14 protein-coding genes are annotated in these 15,574 nt (G+C 60.3%); 1 reads left to right on the top strand and 13 read right to left on the bottom strand.

Going from position 1 to position 15,574, the window contains the following annotated elements; translation table 11 throughout:
- From J3D60_RS17725 to J3D60_RS17705, 5 genes are all read right to left on the bottom strand, one after another.
- Entirely contained in the window at nucleotides 1-1,179 is a 1,179-nt protein-coding gene (locus tag J3D60_RS17725; protein ID WP_065938383.1) for a thiolase domain-containing protein, read from the bottom strand.
- Entirely contained in the window at nucleotides 1,176-3,173 is a 1,998-nt protein-coding gene (locus tag J3D60_RS17720; protein WP_253492194.1) for an acetoacetate--CoA ligase, read from the bottom strand. The genes J3D60_RS17725 and J3D60_RS17720 overlap by 4 nt, the downstream gene beginning before the upstream one ends.
- Before the next feature lie 118 nt (nucleotides 3,174-3,291).
- The gene (locus J3D60_RS17715; RefSeq protein WP_065938382.1) at nucleotides 3,292-4,020 is read right to left on the bottom strand and encodes a TetR/AcrR family transcriptional regulator C-terminal domain-containing protein; all 729 of its coding nucleotides are present in this window, start codon (nucleotides 4,018-4,020) and stop codon (nucleotides 3,292-3,294) included.
- 75 nt (nucleotides 4,021-4,095) lie between these two features.
- Complete coding sequence (locus J3D60_RS17710) at nucleotides 4,096-5,391, bottom strand: aspartate aminotransferase family protein (protein WP_253492191.1); 1,296 nt, start codon at nucleotides 5,389-5,391, stop codon at nucleotides 4,096-4,098.
- Nucleotides 5,375-6,706 (bottom strand): amino acid permease, encoded by a 1,332-nt coding sequence (locus J3D60_RS17705; RefSeq protein ID WP_253492190.1) that lies wholly within the window; start codon nucleotides 6,704-6,706, stop codon nucleotides 5,375-5,377. The genes J3D60_RS17710 and J3D60_RS17705 overlap by 17 nt, the downstream gene beginning before the upstream one ends.
- Nucleotides 6,707-7,350: 644 nt before the next feature.
- On the opposite strand from J3D60_RS17705, the gene J3D60_RS17700 reads away from it, so the two are divergent.
- A complete protein-coding gene (locus J3D60_RS17700; RefSeq protein WP_253492189.1) occupies nucleotides 7,351-7,578 on the top strand; it encodes a hypothetical protein in 228 nt (75 codons plus the stop codon).
- Between the two features lie 295 nt (nucleotides 7,579-7,873).
- Here J3D60_RS17700 and J3D60_RS17695 read toward each other — a convergent pair whose 3' ends face one another.
- The 8 genes from J3D60_RS17695 to eat form a co-directional block, all read right to left on the bottom strand.
- Complete coding sequence (locus tag J3D60_RS17695; RefSeq protein WP_065938378.1) at nucleotides 7,874-8,647, bottom strand: S24 family peptidase; 774 nt, start codon at nucleotides 8,645-8,647, stop codon at nucleotides 7,874-7,876.
- A gap of 214 nt (nucleotides 8,648-8,861) precedes the next feature.
- Nucleotides 8,862-9,389, bottom strand: a complete 528-nt coding sequence (gene ppa / locus J3D60_RS17690; RefSeq protein ID WP_065924892.1) for an inorganic diphosphatase — start codon at nucleotides 9,387-9,389, stop codon at nucleotides 8,862-8,864.
- 108 nt (nucleotides 9,390-9,497) lie between these two features.
- On the bottom strand, nucleotides 9,498-10,313 hold the full coding sequence (locus tag J3D60_RS17685) for a zinc-dependent peptidase (protein WP_253492188.1): 816 nt from the start codon (nucleotides 10,311-10,313) through the stop codon (nucleotides 9,498-9,500).
- A gap of 6 nt (nucleotides 10,314-10,319) precedes the next feature.
- Nucleotides 10,320-10,976 carry a DedA family protein gene (locus tag J3D60_RS17680; protein WP_027605215.1) on the bottom strand — a complete coding sequence of 219 codons (657 nt, stop codon included), beginning with the start codon at nucleotides 10,974-10,976 and terminating at the stop codon, nucleotides 10,320-10,322.
- Between the two features lie 301 nt (nucleotides 10,977-11,277).
- On the bottom strand, nucleotides 11,278-11,736 hold the full coding sequence (locus J3D60_RS17675) for an N-acetyltransferase (protein ID WP_053138152.1): 459 nt from the start codon (nucleotides 11,734-11,736) through the stop codon (nucleotides 11,278-11,280).
- 92 nt (nucleotides 11,737-11,828) lie between these two features.
- Nucleotides 11,829-12,662, bottom strand: coding sequence for an ethanolamine ammonia-lyase subunit EutC (gene eutC / locus J3D60_RS17670; RefSeq protein WP_253492187.1), 834 nt, complete (start codon nucleotides 12,660-12,662; stop codon nucleotides 11,829-11,831).
- Complete coding sequence (locus J3D60_RS17665; protein WP_253492186.1) at nucleotides 12,659-14,053, bottom strand: ethanolamine ammonia-lyase subunit EutB; 1,395 nt, start codon at nucleotides 14,051-14,053, stop codon at nucleotides 12,659-12,661. The genes eutC and J3D60_RS17665 overlap by 4 nt, the downstream gene beginning before the upstream one ends.
- A 57-nt stretch (nucleotides 14,054-14,110) precedes the next feature.
- Complete coding sequence (eat, locus tag J3D60_RS17660) at nucleotides 14,111-15,544, bottom strand: ethanolamine permease (protein ID WP_024077594.1); 1,434 nt, start codon at nucleotides 15,542-15,544, stop codon at nucleotides 14,111-14,113.
- Nucleotides 15,545-15,574 lie beyond the last annotated feature (30 nt).

The following is a 15,574-nucleotide window of genomic DNA, read 5'->3' as shown; positions in this document are numbered from 1 at the left end:
TCAAAATCGCTCCAGAATAAGCGTGGCGCTTCCGTGCCGGGATCCCAGCAGGCCGCCGGTGCCGTGAGCCAGCGCCAGTGCGCAGTCGGGCCGCTGTACCGCCGGGTGTGCTTCGCCGCGTAGTTGGCGTACTGCTTCGATCAGCCTGGCCATGCCGCCGCGATGGCCGGGATGGTTGTTGCACAGTCCGCCACCGTCAGTGTTGACCGCCAACGGGCCGACACCACTGATCAGCTTGCCGTCGGCGACGAAGGCGCCCCCTTGACCGGCGGCGCAGAAACCCAGGTTTTCCAGCTGGATCAAAACCGTGATGGTGAAACTGTCGTACAGCGAGGCGTAGCGGATATCGCCGGGCTTGAGTCGTGCCTGGGCGAACGCATCGGCACCCGATTGCACGGCGGCGGAAGCCAGCAGGTCGAAGTAGCCGCCATTCAGATGGTTGATCGAATAACCTGCGCCGATGGGCGTAATCAATGGTCGCTTGAGCGAGCGGGCAATGGATGGGTGGGCGACCACCAGTGCGCCGCCGCCATCGCTGATCACGCAGCAGTCCAGGCGTCGCAAGGGCGCGGCGATGATGGGTGAGTTCAGTACGTCGTCCACGGTCACCCGCTGGCGCAACATGGCCTGGGGGTTGTGCTGGGCATGGTGCGACGCCGCGACTTTGATCCAGGCCAATTGCTCGGCGCTGGTACCGTACTGGTAGTGGTGACGCATCGCGCACATGGCGTACAGGTTGGTCACCGCGGCGCCGTAGGGTATTTCAAAGGGGGCTTCGCAGGTCGTTTGTGGTTGATCGCGGTGACTGGCGTCCGGGCGTTTGTGCTCGGCTCGCGGGCGCCCGGCCTGGGTGATCAACGCCACGCTGCAGCGCCTGTCGGCGATAGCGCGCGTGGCCTGGGCGACATGGTGAAGGTAAGACGATCCCCAACTTTCTGTGGTCTCCAGGTGCCGAGGCCGTATGCCTAGGTACTCGACCATGGAGAACGGCCCCACACCCGGCGCTTCCCAACCCGGCACGTCGCCGGCGCAGAAGTAGCCGTCGACATCGCTGAGGCTCAACCCCGCATCGGCCAGGGCGCCTCGGGCCACGTCCGCATGCAATTGCGCCAGGGAGCGGTCTACGGCATGCCGGATAGGATGTTCATAAGCGCCGACGATAAAGGCTTTGCCTCTCATGGCTGATGGCTCCGATTGGCGTACTCGATAAAAAACGCCAGCGCGTGCGGGTCGCGCATGGCACTCGGGTTGGCGACTTTTCGCGGGTCGTGGCCCATCATGATCCGGCGCACCGGCACTTCCATTTTTTTACCGGTGAGGGTCATGGGAATCAGTGGCACGGCGATGATGCAGTCCGGTACATGTCGCGGTGTACACGACAGGCGCAGGCACTCGCGCACCCGTTGTTGCAGCGCGTCGTCCAGTTCGGCGCCAGGTTGCAACTGCACGAACAGCGGCATGAAAAAACCACCTTCAGGCAGGTCCAGATTGACGATCAGCGCATCCTCGATTTGCGTGATCGGCTCCAGCGCGCGGTAGATTTCCGCGGTGCCGATCCTCACGCCAAAGCGGTTCAGGGTTGCATCCGAACGCCCCAGCACCTGACAGCCGCCACGCGCATTGAGCAGGAAAAAATCCCCATGGCGCCATACGCCGGACCAGGGCTGGAAATAGCTCTGCCGGTAACGCTCGCCTGTAGGATCATCCCAGAAGTACACTGGCATCGATGGCATGGGCGACGTAACTACCAATTCGCCGACCTGATCGAGTACCGGTTGGCCGTGTTCATCAAACGCATGGGCATCTACACCCAGTGCACGGGCCTGTATTTCGCCCGCATGCACGGGCAGTGTCGGCACGCCACTCACCAACCCGGAGCAGATATCGGTGCCACCGCTGCCCGTGGTCACCCACATATCGGCTTTCAGGTTGCGGTAAAACCAGGCATTGCATTGTGGTGAAACCGGCGAGCCAACGAGCATCACCGTGCGCAGCGCGCTCAGGTCGAAGTGCTCGCCGGGCACGATGGCCTGGCGGTTCATCAGTTCGATAAAGGTAGGGCTGGTGCCGAAGAAACTGGCGCGGCTGTCCTGCGCGATTTGCCACAGCGTATCGCTGGCCGGCCAGGTCGGGTGGCCGTCGTAGAGCACCGGGCACACGCCGCACAGCAGTGCGCTGAACAAGGTGTTCCACATCATCCAACCGGTGGTGGTGAAGATGAGCGCCGTATCGCCGGAACGGAAATCCAGATGCAGATGCAGGGCCTTCAATTGCTCCAGCAGGATCCCGCCGTGGCTTTGGACGATGGCTTTGGGCAGCCCCGTGGTACCGGAAGAAAACAGCACCCAGAGCGGGTGATCGAAAGGCAGTTGCTCGCAGTGGAAATCGGCCGCACGCACCGTAGGGCGCAGGTGCAGCGTGTGCCAGTCGAGGGCATTGGGCAGGGTGATCGGTTCATCGGGATACAGGGTCGGCAGCAGGATCAAATGCTCGATACTGCCCAGCTCGCACAGGATCCGCCGAACCTGCTCGCGCCGGTCGAACACCTTGCCACCGTAGCGATAGCCATCCACCGCCAGCAGAACTTTGGGGGCCAACTGGCGCACCCGATCCAGCACGCCCTCCGCTCCGAAATCCGGCGAACAGCTGGCCCAGATCGCGCCAATGGCGGCACATGCGCACAGAGCGATCATCGTCTCGGGAACGTTGGGCAAGTAAGCCACCACCCGATCGCCCGGTACCACGCCCAGCTCGCGCAGGTACGTGGCCAGCGTGCGCACCTGACCTGCAAACTCCGCCCAGGGCAGGCCTTGCAGGGCGCAGGTCTCGCTGAGGTAGAGCAGCGCGTCGCCAGCCCGCTCGTTGCGCAAAATGTGTTCGGCAAAATTCAGCCGTGCACCTGGGAACCACTGTGCGCCCGGCATCGTACGTTGGCCGAGCACCGCCTGAGGAGGGCAGCTGGCCTGCACCTGGAAATGATCCCAGATGGATTGCCAGAAAGCGTCCAGATCGTTCACCGACCACTGCCAAAGCGCGGCGTAGTCAACAAAACTCAGGCCGCGCTCATGCTTGAGCCAATTCAGGTAACGGGTTAGGTAGGTGTGCTGGATATGCTCAGGGGAGGGTTGCCAAAGCCGTTGGCCCTGGACCACGTCGTTGAATGAAATTGTCACGATAAAAGACCTCTGACGTTATTGTTATTCGGGTCATGGGTGCTTATGCGTGGCGGACTGTAACGACAAATTGTACGTCGTACAATTAAGTGGTTTTGAGGTTGTGTTGCGTAATTTTTCAGCGACGTGCAGCCAAGGTTTCCAGGCCGCAGAGGATGGTATCGACATAGAACGCAAAGCTTTCATCCAGTGCCGCGTGTATACCGTTTTGCCAACGCAGGCTGAAACCGCGATTGCTCAGTTGAGCCATATTCTGCACAAGGGTAGGGTGTTGCTCGGCATCGACGCACTGCAGGCTTTCTTGCACTTGGCACTGCCACGCCTCGGTGTTGTCTGGCAGCGGCGCAAACTCCAGAGTGGTGAAGCCTGCCAGCGCGGCGATAAACGTGTTGTAGGCGCCCGCCAAGCTCGGGCCACTGAAACCGGCCTGTTGCAGCGCCGCCAATACACCTTCCACCAAGGTGAAATCGGTGCGGGTGTTGGACACCAATTGCGCACCCAGCAACGGCGCGATATTCGGGTGCTCATGCACCGCGTTGTGGCAGTTGACCATCGCCGCCCGCAGATAATCCTGCCAATGCTCTTGGGGAGCCGGTGCTACATGTTCCAGGACTTTGGCCAGCACCTCACCCAGCAGCAATTCGCGCGACGAGACGTACCAATAGATGGCCGTTGGATAAACCCCCAGGTCGTTTGCCAGGTTGCGCAGGCTGCATTTCTCCAGGCCATCGCGGTCGATCAGCGCCAATGCGGCGGCGACGATGACGTCCTTGTTCAGTGGGTTTTCGGACGCTTCGCCAGTGGCCTTCTTACGCCTGCCTCGCGGGTTCGCGGTTTTGCTGGTCATGGTGGTGGGTTCCGGTTGAGCGACGGCGAAAGGATAGCCGGTCGCCGATTCGCTGTCGCTCTCGCGGAACGTACGTCAGTCGGCAGTCAACACCTCTCCATAGCGGTCCACGAATGACTGCGTCGCCGTCACCAGGAGGGTCAGTTCCCGCTCCGTCAATGGCAAGCTCAACACAAGCAGCCCACGGCGTGCGCTGTAAATGCCACATTCGAGCAGGTGAAAAAAGAACAAGTCCCGTAGGCTGTTTCGATCCGTTGGACTGTCTGCAGGCCGACGAATTGGCAAGGCTGTAGGATGCAGGTTCATCACCGAACCTTGCCCGGTAAATTGCATGGGCATGTGTGCCAGCACCTCGTTGAGTTGCCCGCGCAACAGATCGCCTCGGGCATTCAGTCTTATCGCCTCGGCGCGGGTATACACCTGCTCCAACCCCGCGATCCCCGCCGCCATGGTCAGCACATTGTTGTTGAAGGTGCCTGCATGGGAGAGGCTCCCCTGGCGCGGGTCGAATTGCGCCATGATGTCCCGTCGCCCGCCCAGCATCCCACACGGCATGCCGCCGCCCAGGTACTTGCCCAGGGTCATCAGGTCGGGCGTTACGCCGAGCTTTTCCTGCAAGCCGCCGGGGGCAAGGCGCGAGGTCATTACCTCATCGAAAATCAACAGCGCACCGTATGCCTGGCTCAACGTCCGCAACCCCTCGAGAAAACCGTCTTCGGCGCAGATACATCCGCCCGCGCCGAGCATCGGCTCCACCAGGATTGCGGCGCATTCGCCCGGATGCTCTGCCAGCAAACGCTCGACGCTGCACAAATCGTTGTAGTCGGCCATGTGCATCCGGTGCGGCACATTCATCTTCGTGGCCGGCCCGGCGAAGCTCAGCACGCCGCCGTGATAACCGCCGTTAAACGCTATGATTGCTTCGCGTCCCGTGTAGGCTTTTGCCGCCGCCAGCGCGAGTAAATTTGCTTCGGTGCCGGAATTGGTAAAGCGCGTCTGCTCGATACAGCCGAAACGCTCCACAATCAATGTCGCCAGGCGTGCCTCCAACTCATTGTGAGCACTGAGGTTAAGCCCGTTCGCCATTGCCTTGGTCAGCGCGTGGGTGATCACCGGATGGGAGTGTCCATACAGCGCTGCGGTGTACTCGGCCAAAAAGTCGATATAGCAATGACCGTCCACGTCGTCGAGAAAGCAGCCTTTCCCAGCCGACATCACCAATGGAAAGGGTTCATAAAACAGTACCGAGCGCGTGTTGCCGCCGGGCATCACCCGCGCCGCCCATTCCAACTGGCGTGCGCTGTTTGGGTTGGCACGGATGTAACGCTCAATGCAGTGGTCCAGCACACGGCTATCAGGCGCCCAAGACATCGTTCACCTCCGTCGTTGCAGAAGGTTTCGGATACACCAGCAACAGCAGCGCAAACCAGGCCGACGCCACATAGAACGCCGCTCGCGTCTCCGGATCGCGAATCACCAACACCGTCAGCACACCAAGAAAACCCAACACCACCACGCTGCTGACCCGGGCCCAGGGCAAGCGATATGCCACCTCCGGCGCTTCACCCCGTTGCACCTTGCGCCGATACGCCATGTGCGATGTGATGATCACCGCCCACACCCAAATCAGCAGGCCCAGTATCCCGGTGATCAGCAGGCTGAAAATGCTCTCCGGTATCAAGTAATTCAGCAGCACCCCCACCAGCAGAATGGCTGTCGACACCATCAGGCAACGCGCTGGCACTTGTCGCGGGCTCAACACCTGCAGCTGGCGCGGCGCCTGTTGAATGTGCGACAAAGCAAACAGCATGCGGCTGGTCGCAAACAACCCGGTATTGCACGACGACGCCAGCGCACTGATCACCACGAAATTGATGAGGCCCGCCGCCACCCCCAGGCCAATGCTGTCGAACACCATCACGAACGGGCTTTGCGACGTATCAATCTGATTCCAGGGGTAGAGCGCCATGATCACCGCAGTCGACCCCAGATAGAAAATCGCCATCCGCCAAATGATGCTATTGATCGCCCGTGGCAACGTACGCTGCGGCTCGGCCGTCTCCGCCGCTACCAGGCCAATCACCTCAACCCCGGCAAACGTAAACGCCGCCACCGGAATCGCGTACCAGAAACCACTCCAGCCATTCGGAAAAAAGCCATCGTGGCGCCACAGGTTGGTGACGGAAGGTGTCGTCTGTGTCGATGTCTCCAACCCAAACACCAGAATCACCAGCCCCGCGCCGATCAGCCCGACAATCGTCAACACCTTGATCAACGCCAGCCAGAACTCCACCTCGCCAAACGTGCGCACCGCAAACAAATTGATCACCATCAGCACGCCCGTGGTGACCAACGCCGGAATCCACTGCGGCAATTCCGGGAACCAGTACTTCATCAACAGACCGATCCCCGTTACCTCCAACACCCCCACCAGGATCCAGATCATCCAATACGACCACCCCGTGATAAACGCCACCCGCGGCCCTAAAAACTCCTCCGCATACGTCGCAAACGACCCACTGCTGGGCCGATACAACGACAACTCCCCCAGCGCCCGCGCAATCAAATAAATCATCCCTCCACACAACGCATACGCCAGCAACAATGCCGGTCCCGCCGTGGCAATCGCCTTGCCCGACCCCAAAAACAAACCGGCCCCGATAATCCCGCCGATAGCGATCAACATGACATGGCGCTCCTTCAGTGATCGCGCCAAGCCGTGGTTGGATGGGTGAAACCTCATAGTGGACATCCGCATTCCTCAAGCTGCGTTTGCAGCGGTAGTGGGTGGTAGACCGGCTGGACGCCGGATTTATTGTACGGTGTTCAATAAGCAGGTTTTGGGCCAGCGGAGGAGGGAGGTGGGGAATTAGGGGTTAAACGGCTTGTTTAGATATGGATGTAGGACGTTTCATTTTGGGTTTATGGGATGGGGGGGAGCGCAGGAAGATGTCACCTGGGAACACAGGTGTGCGGGAGGGGAACACGGGGAGTGTGGTGTGATTTTCAAGGGCCAGCAGGGCGGATCGCTTTCATTTGCAGGACGTTTCCGAGAGAATCCCAGCGCATTGCACCAGCGGAATGCGTGACTAGGCTGCGGATCGTCACTGCCTATTCAGTGATCGGGTTTAGTCGCCCGGACCTCGCTAGGCGCAAGCGCCATCTCAAAGACATGTGTCTTCTCACCTGCACTTTATGGTGGCTGTGCGCAGGGCACCCTCGGGTGCGCCGGTGCCTAGCGGCCGGTCGACTAACCTGCGTACGGCCGCCGCCACTGATTGTTTAGTCGCGAAAGGACGGTGGTAATCACTTACCGCTAGAGGTTTTGCTATGGATAACGTTATTTCAGATTCGCAGTCTTCGCGTGCAACCAATCCATTTGTCGTGAATGAAGAATTCAGCTTTGAGGATGCCTGGGGGCGTGTGGCTGAGTTGCTGCAGTGTGCGGTGGCTACTTCGCAGGTGCTTGGGGAGCTATTGGGTGCGCCGCAGAGAGCGGTGATGCATTTGGTGGAGATGGTGGCGGATCTGGCTGTGGAGTGTTTGCAGCCCGCGTAAGGCGACTGAGAGAAGGGCAGGGTATAGCAACCCGCTTTTGATTACTCAATTGTCCAATAGCTGTTGGACAATTGTGGGGACCGTCAGATATTAAAAAGCCGGCTTGTGGCCGGCTTCTCGCTGACTGCCTCAGCTTGTTTTTGACAAACCTCAGCAGCCTTCAAATCGCTCAGCCCACATTGCGTCGGGCTGAATAGTAGGGGCATCCGCGGGAAATCCTCCGCATCGCCGAGCAGGGTGGATAGCGCAACGCAACCCCCTGCCAAATGTGCGGCGCATGATACCCACATTCACTTCAGTTGCCCACCTCCGGATCCGATTTAGAGCCTTCCCAGCCCAATAAATGCTCATCCAGCGGCACCGGCGGCCTACGGTTATTCAACGTGGACCACCAGAACACCCACCCCACAATCTGGAAGTTCTGCTCAAACCGTTGTTCGTGGGTCAGGTATTCATCCGGGTGTTCGCCGGCATTGTGGCTGCGCATGCGCAAACCACCCCCTGGGCGGTTGTAGAGGTATTTGATGCGGAGCATTCCGTCGTGTTCGACGGCGTAGATTTCGCCGTCGATGATTTGGGTGCGGCCTTTGTCGATGGCGAGGGTGGCGCCTTGTTGGATGATGTCGATCATGCTGTTGTCGACCATGTAGGCGCCCAGCGCGCGGTCGGGATTGACGTTGAGGGTTTCGAGGGTGTGCAGGGAGACGCGGATGCGTTCGGTTGAGGTGAAGGTGGGGTGGAGGGGGATTTCCACGTCGATTTTTTCCGGGCGGCAGGCGGGGCCTGTGAGGTATTTGCCAGTTTCTTCGCGGGTGAGGAGTCCTTTCCTGGTGCCGGGGCCTTCCAGCAGGAAGTTGGCCGGTGGGTGTTTGGGGCCTTCGCCGGTGCGTAGCCAACGGCTGGAGATGCACAGCAGTTCTGCGATCTCGTTGAGTCGGCCCATGGGTACACCGCGTTTGAACCAGTTGTTCACGTGTTGAGGCGTGACACCACGGTTCTTGGCGAAGTCGGAGGCGGAAAGATGAACTTCCCGTAATAGCGCTTTTAAGCGATCACCTGATGTATTCATAAACGCAGAGTTTACTGGCCGGAAAAATACATCAAATAAACCATGCGTTGAGTTGGGTCTGTAGGTTTTTGCTTAGTTGTAGCTCGTTACTTCGGATTTTAAGTTGAATTAAACTAAGTTTTTAAAGTGTTGAACTTTTAGTTTAGTTTTTCCCACAAAAAAAGCCCCGAATCATCGGGGCTTTTTCAATTGCCGAGGCAATGAGTAGCCGGTATCAGCCTTTGTAGGCCGCGACCGACTTCATGATTTCGGCGCGGGCGGCGTCTGCGTTGCCCCAACCGTCGATCTTCACCCATTTGCCTTTTTCGAGGTCTTTGTAGTTCTCGAAGAAGTGCTTGATCTGTTCCAGCAGCAGTGGCGGCAGGTCGGTGTATTCCTTCACGTCCACGTACAGCTGGGACAGCTTGTCGTGTGGCACGGCGATCACTTTGGCATCGCCACCGCCGTCGTCGGTCATGTGCAGGATGCCGACTGGGCGAGCGCGGATGACCGAGCCTGGGGTAACCGGGTAAGGGGTTACGACCAGCACGTCGAGGGGGTCACCGTCGTCGGCCAGGGTGTTCGGGATAAAACCGTAGTTGGCCGGGTAGAACATCGGGGTGGCCATGAAACGGTCAACGAACAGGCAGTCGCTGTCTTTGTCGATTTCGTATTTGATCGGCGCGTGGTTGGCCGGAATCTCGATGGCGACGTAGATGTCGTTCGGCAGGTCTTTGCCAGCCGGAATCTTGCTGTAGCTCATTGGGCGTTGCCCCCGTAGTTGGCCATATGACATGGCCGGATTGGCCTAAAAGTGGCGGCGATTATAGGCATATTCTGACGGCGATGCCATGCGCCAGACGTCGTACGGTCATTCGTCTTGTGGCTGATAACGCGGGTCGTGCGCTTGCAGTCGGGTCAGGCGGGCCAAGGGATCCTGGCGATAAAAGCGGCTGAGTTGGGCGTACACCTGTGGATAACTGTTGACGAGTAAATCCGGGGCGCTGAAAAAATATTCGCTGGTGACGGCAAAGAACTCCGCCGGGTTTTCCGCCGCGTAGGGGTCTATCTCCGTCTCTGCATCGGGGTTGGCGTCCAGCTGGCGATTGAGGTCGTCATAAGCACCCTGCATCACGCTGGCCCACTCCTGCACGCGCATGTCGTGGTGCAGCGGCGGCAGGCCGTTGGCGTCGCCGTTGAGCATGTCCAGCTTGTGCGCCAGCTCGTGGATCACCAGGTTGTAGCCTTCCCACTGACCGCTGGCCAGTACGCCGGGCCAGGCGAGGATCACCGGGCCTTGCTGCCAGGCCTCGCCGCTGTGTTCGCCGTCCCACTCGTGTTCGATGCCGCTGCTGTCGCGATGGCGTTGAGGGCTGAGGAAGTCGTCGGGGTACAGCACGATTTCATGGAAACCCTGGTACCAGTCGAGGTCGCCCAGGTTCATCAGCGGCAGTTGCGCCTGGGCGGCGAGCAGCAGGCGTTGTTCCTGGTGCAGCTCGACGCCGGGCAGGGCGGTGAGGTGTTTTTCGGCGAGGAACACCACGCAGGCTTCGCGCAGCCACTGGTCCTGCTCGGCGCTGATGCCGTCGAGGAAGGTTAGGTGGTGGCGCACCCGCTGCCAGGTGTCATCGGCAATCGGGTGCTTGGCCAGCAGGCGTCGGCGCCGCCAGGCGCTGAGGGACCACATGCCGGGTTACTGCGACTTGGCTTCTGAAGACGTGCGACCAAAGCGGCTGCGGAACACGCCAATGATCATCGGCACCAGCGACAGCAGGATGATGAACACCACCAGCAGCGAGAGGTTTTTCTTGATAAATGGCACGTTGCCGAAGAAGTAGCCCAGGGTCACCAGGCCGCCGACCCAGAGGATGGTGCCCAGCACGCTGAAACCGAAGAAGCGTGCATAGGGCATTTTCGCGATGCCGGCAACGAACGGTGCAAAGGTGCGCAGGATCGGCAGGAAGCGCGCCAGGGTCACGGTCTTGCCGCCGTGCCTGTCGTAGAAGTCGTGGGTTTTTTGCAGGTAGTCGCGGCGGAAGATTTTCGAGTTCGGGTTGCTGAACAGGCGTTCTCCCGCCGTTCGCCCGATCACGTAATTGGTACTGTCGCCGAGGATTGCCGCCAGCATCAGCAGCCCGCCCAGCAATACCGGGTCCATGCCACCGCCCGCAGCGACGGCGCCGGCGATAAACAGCAGCGAATCACCCGGCAGGAACGGCATGACCACCAGGCCGGTTTCGCAAAAGATGACCAGGAACAGAATGGCGTATATCCACGGACCATAATTGGTTACCAGCATGTCGAGGTACACGTCGAGATGCAGGATAAGGTCGAGCGGGTTGAAATCCATGGATGGCACCTGTGTGAACGGCCCGACTCGGCAGGCCTGTGCGGAAGCTCGGGTAATAAGGCTACACGTGTATGTAGTGTTTCTTACAACCCTGAAAGGTCCGCATTATACGGATTGAGAGGTGAAAAGCCTGTTGGTTTTGTAGCGGGGGATGTCGTGGCGTGAGGTCTGAAGATCGCCAGAAATTCAATGTGGGAGCGGGCTTGCTCGCGAAAGCGGTGGGTCAGTTATAAATAGTCTGACTGACAAACCGCTATCGGGGGCAAGCCCCCTCCCACAAGGTGTCCATGCTGTCAGTGCGTCAGTCTTCGCTGATCGGCAAGGTGTAGTTCTTGAACTCGGTGTCTTCACGAAACCCGATGGACTCGTACGTCTTCTGCGCCACTTGGTTGTCACTGCTGGTCGATACCCGCAGCCGCACCGCGTGGGTTTCCTTGGCCATTTTCTTCGCCGTGCGCATCAGGTTATCCGCCACCAGTTGCCGGCGCGCGTCTTCGGCCACATAGATGTCGTTGAGGATCCACACGCGTTTAAGCGACAGCGAGGAAAAGCTCGGGTAAAGCTGGCAAAACCCGAGCAGGCGTTTGTCGTCGTCATCGGCCAGGGCCAGGTAGATCACCGACTCCTTGCGGCGCAGGCGCTTTTCCAGGAAGGCCCGTGACGAATCCGGAAAGGGCAGGGCCCCGTAGAACTCGCGGTACTTGACGAACAACGGGGTCAACAGGTCCAGGTGTTCCAGGGTCGCTTGAGTAATCCGCATGCCAGGCCTCAACTTCCAAATGGGGTATGACCACACGAGCGGCCGTGACTTGATGCTGCCTAAAGGCGCGAAAAAGCGCAATCGTGCCGGGATCAGTCGGTGGGTGGGCTGAGCAGGAAATTGCCCTTCATCAGGTCCGGGTCGTCGGATTCGATCGTCTGAAGCTGGGCCTCGTCCTTCAGGTTGACCCCCGACAGCTGCCGGCGACACGCCTCTCGCATCAAGTACAGCAAGCGATGGGCCGCCATGCCATAGCTCAGGCCTTCCAAACGTACATTGGAGATGCAGTTGCGATAGGCATCGGTGAGGCCGACCTTGGGGTTGTAGGTGAAGTACAGCCCCAAACTGTCCGGCGAACTGAGCCCCGGCCGTTCACCGATGAGGATCACCACCATCTTGGCGCCGAGCAGTTGCCCGATTTCATCCGCGACCGCCACGCGGCCCTGTTCCACCAGGATAACCGGCGACAAGGACCACCCTTCGGCGTGGGTCTGTTCTTCCATGCGCGTCAGAAACGGCAACGTATGTTTATGCACTGCCAGCGCCGACAGACCGTCCGCCACCACGACCGCCAGGTCCATGCCGCCCGGATGCGCAGCCGCGTAATCCCGCAGGCGCTGGGCCGACTCGTCACTCAGGCGCCGCCCCAGATCCGGGCGTTGCAGGTAGCTGTGCCGGTCGGTTGCGGCACTGTGCAGCAACAGGCTATCGCGCCCACGTTCGGCCAGTTGACTGCTCAGGCCGCCGTGGTCGAAGGGCAGGTGCACCGCGTCCCGTGCCTGGGCGTGGGCAAATTGGAAATCAAGTTGGGCGTTGGTGGGAATGCTGGTGCCGGTGCGGCCCAGGGCAATTCGCGCCGGGGTCAGGCGGCGCAGTTCCAGCCACGGGTTTTCAGGCAGGTCGAGTTGCACAGGCGGCTCCTTCATCCCAATTGCGCCAGGGCGTGGCGAAACGCCGGTGGCAGGCTGTTGCCGAAGCGCACCTTGCCGTCCGCTTGCGTAAAGATGCCCATTTTGGCCAGCCACTGTTCAAACTCCGGCGCCGGCTTTAAACCCAATGTCTGGCGAGCGTACAAGGCGTCGTGGAACGAGGTGGTCTGGTAGTTGAGCATGATGTCGTCGGAGCCGGGGATGCCCATGATGAAGTTGATCCCGGCAACACCCAGCAGGGTCAGCAGGGTGTCCATGTCGTCCTGGTCGGCTTCGGCGTGGTTGGTGTAGCAGATGTCGCAGCCCATGGGCACGCCCAGCAGCTTGCCGCAGAAGTGGTCTTCAAGGCCGGCGCGGATGATCTGCTTGCCGTTGTACAGGTACTCGGGGCCGATAAAGCCGACCACGGTGTTCACCAAAAATGGCTTGAAGTGCCGGGCCACCGCATAGGCGCGGGTTTCGCAGGTTTGCTGGTCGACGCCAAAGTGCGCGTTGGCCGACAAGGCACTGCCCTGGCCGGTTTCGAAATACATCAGGTTCTGGCCCAAGGTGCCCCGGTTCAGGCTCAAACCCGCCTCGTAACCTTCCTGCAGTACGCTCAGGCTGATGCCGAAACTGGCATTGGCCGCCTCGGTGCCGGCAATCGACTGGAACACCAGGTCCAGCGGCACGCCGCGGTTGATGGCTTCGATGGAAGTGGTGACGTGGGTCAGCACACAGGCCTGGGTGGGGATTTCGTAGCGCTGGATGATTGCGTCGAGCATCTCCAGCATGGCGCAGATCGAGGCGATGCTGTCGGTGGCCGGGTTGATGCCGATCATGGCGTCGCCGTTGCCGTAGAGCAGGCCGTCGAGAATGCTCGCAGCGATGCCCGCCGGCTCGTCGGTCGGGTGGTTGGGTTGCAGGCGGGTCGACAGGCGCCCGCGCAGGCCCAGGGTGCCGCGAAACCGGGTGACCACTCGGATCTTCTGCGCCACCAGGACCAGGTCCTGCACCCGCATGATTTTGGACACGGCCGCGGCCATTTCCGGTGTCAGCCCCGGCGCCAATGCGCGTAGGGATTGTTCATCGGCGGCGTCGCTGAGCAGCCAGTCGCGCAGGGCGCCGACGGTCAGGTGGCTGACCACGGCGAAAGCCTGCTTGTCGTGGGTGTCGATGATAAGCCGGGTGACTTCATCGCTTTCATAGGGGATCAGCGCTTCTTCGAGGAAGTGCTTGAGCGGAATGTTGGCCAAGGCCATTTGCGCCGCGACCCGCTCACCGTCGTTCTGCGCAGCGACGCCGGCGAGAAAGTCCCCGGAGCGGGCGGGACTGGCCTTGGCCATCACGTCCTTGAGGCTGTCGAAGCGGTAGGTCTGTGCACCCACCGCGTGGGAAAAGCTTGCCATACAGTGTCTCCTTGACGACGCGGGCGGGAGAGGAACTCGCGTCGAGGTTTACGGCAGTTAGTGCAAGGCGGCCTCTGCGGCCTGGATCGCGGCGAATTCTTCTTCGGGCGTGCCTGCTACCAAGTGATGCCGGCTGTAGAAAGCAAAGTAAGCAATTAATACTCCATAGATGATCGCGGCGCCAATCACCACCCGTGGATCCACCAAAAAGCCCGCAACGACGGCCACGCAGGCCAGTACCAAGGCGACACCGGAGGTGAAGATGCCGCCCGGCGTGCGATAAGGCCGGTCCATTTTGGGGCGACGGATGCGCAGGGTGATGTGCGCGGCCATCATCAGCACGTAGGAAATGGTCGCGCCAAACACGGCCACAAGAATCAACAAATCCCCTTGGCCGGTCAGCGACAGGCCGAAGCCGATAATCCCGGGGATCACCAGGGCCAGTACCGGGGCCTTGCTCTTGTTGGTCTGGGACAGTTTGCGTGGCAGGTAGCCGGCACGGGACAAAGCGAAGATCTGCCGCGAATAGGCGTAGATAATCGAGAAAAAGCTCGCGATCAAGCCGGCCAGGCCGACCAGGTTGACGAAACTGCCCATCCAGGTCGAACCGCCATAGGACAGCGCCAGCGCTTCCACCAGCGGGTTACCGGATTTGACCAGCGCGTAGGTGCCCGCGCCGCCCGGTGCGATCACCAGGATCAACAGGGCAAAGCTGGTCAGCACCACAATAGCGCCGATCAGGCCCCGGGGCAGGTCGCGCTTGGGGTTCTTGGTTTCTTCGGCGGCCAGTGGCACGCCTTCTACGGCGAGGAAAAACCAGATCGCATAGGGGATCGCCGCCCACACGCCAACATAGCCAAATGGCAGGAAGGTGCTGGCGCCCTTGGCCTCGGTCACCGGAATATCCAGCAGGTTGGCGACATTGAAGTGCGGCACCATCGACACCAGGAACACGCCCAGCGCAATCGCGGCGATGGCGGTGATCACGAACATCAGCTTCAAGGCTTCGCCGACGCCAAAGATATGGATGCCGATAAAGATGATGTAGAACGCCAGGTAAATCATCCAGCCGCCGATGCCGAACAGCGACTCGCAATAGGCGCCGATAAACACCGCGATGGCGGCGGGGGCGATGGCGTATTCGATCAGGATGGCGGTGCCCGTCAGGAACCCGCCCCAGGGCCCGAAGGCACTGCGGGCAAAACCGTAGCCACCGCCGGCGGTGGGGATCATGGAAGACAGTTCGGCCAGGGAAAAGCACATGCACAGGTACATGGTGGCCATCAGCAATGTGGCGAGGAACATCCCGCCCCAGCCACCCTGGGCCAGGCCGAAGTTCCAGCCGGCGTAGTCGCCGGAGATGACGTAGGCAACGCCAAGACCAACCAGCAGGACCCAGCCGGCGGCGCCTTTTTTCAGTTCGCGTTGTTGGAAGTATTGGGAGTCGACTTTTTCGAAGTCGACAGAAGATCCAGTCGGTTCGCTAGGCATGGGAAAGTACCTTTCATTGTTATTGTTTTT

It is taken from the genome of Pseudomonas sp. S3E17 (assembly GCF_024168685.1).
GTDB lineage: Bacteria > Pseudomonadota > Gammaproteobacteria > Pseudomonadales > Pseudomonadaceae > Aquipseudomonas > Aquipseudomonas marginalis.
This window is presented reverse-complemented; position numbering and strand designations above follow the sequence as displayed.

Coding starts and splice junctions, on each gene's coding strand:
- J3D60_RS17680 (WP_027605215.1), bottom strand. CDS start 10,976: ATGGATTTCAACCCGCTCGACCTTATCCTGCATCTCGACGTGTACCTC.
- eat (WP_024077594.1), bottom strand. CDS start 15,544: ATGCCTAGCGAACCGACTGGATCTTCTGTCGACTTCGAAAAAGTCGAC.
- J3D60_RS17725 (WP_065938383.1), bottom strand. CDS start 1,179: ATGAGAGGCAAAGCCTTTATCGTCGGCGCTTATGAACATCCTATCCGG.
- J3D60_RS17705 (WP_253492190.1), bottom strand. CDS start 6,706: ATGTTGATCGCTATCGGCGGGATTATCGGGGCCGGTTTGTTTTTGGGG.
- J3D60_RS17695 (WP_065938378.1), bottom strand. CDS start 8,647: ATGAATACATCAGGTGATCGCTTAAAAGCGCTATTACGGGAAGTTCAT.
- J3D60_RS17675 (WP_053138152.1), bottom strand. CDS start 11,736: ATGCGGATTACTCAAGCGACCCTGGAACACCTGGACCTGTTGACCCCG.
- eutC (WP_253492187.1), bottom strand. CDS start 12,662: ATGAAGGAGCCGCCTGTGCAACTCGACCTGCCTGAAAACCCGTGGCTG.
- ppa (WP_065924892.1), bottom strand. CDS start 9,389: ATGAGCTACAGCAAGATTCCGGCTGGCAAAGACCTGCCGAACGACATC.
- J3D60_RS17685 (WP_253492188.1), bottom strand. CDS start 10,313: ATGTGGTCCCTCAGCGCCTGGCGGCGCCGACGCCTGCTGGCCAAGCAC.
- J3D60_RS17700 (WP_253492189.1), top strand. CDS start 7,351: ATGGATAACGTTATTTCAGATTCGCAGTCTTCGCGTGCAACCAATCCA.
- J3D60_RS17710 (WP_253492191.1), bottom strand. CDS start 5,391: ATGTCTTGGGCGCCTGATAGCCGTGTGCTGGACCACTGCATTGAGCGT.
- J3D60_RS17715 (WP_065938382.1), bottom strand. CDS start 4,020: ATGACCAGCAAAACCGCGAACCCGCGAGGCAGGCGTAAGAAGGCCACT.
- J3D60_RS17665 (WP_253492186.1), bottom strand. CDS start 14,053: ATGGCAAGCTTTTCCCACGCGGTGGGTGCACAGACCTACCGCTTCGAC.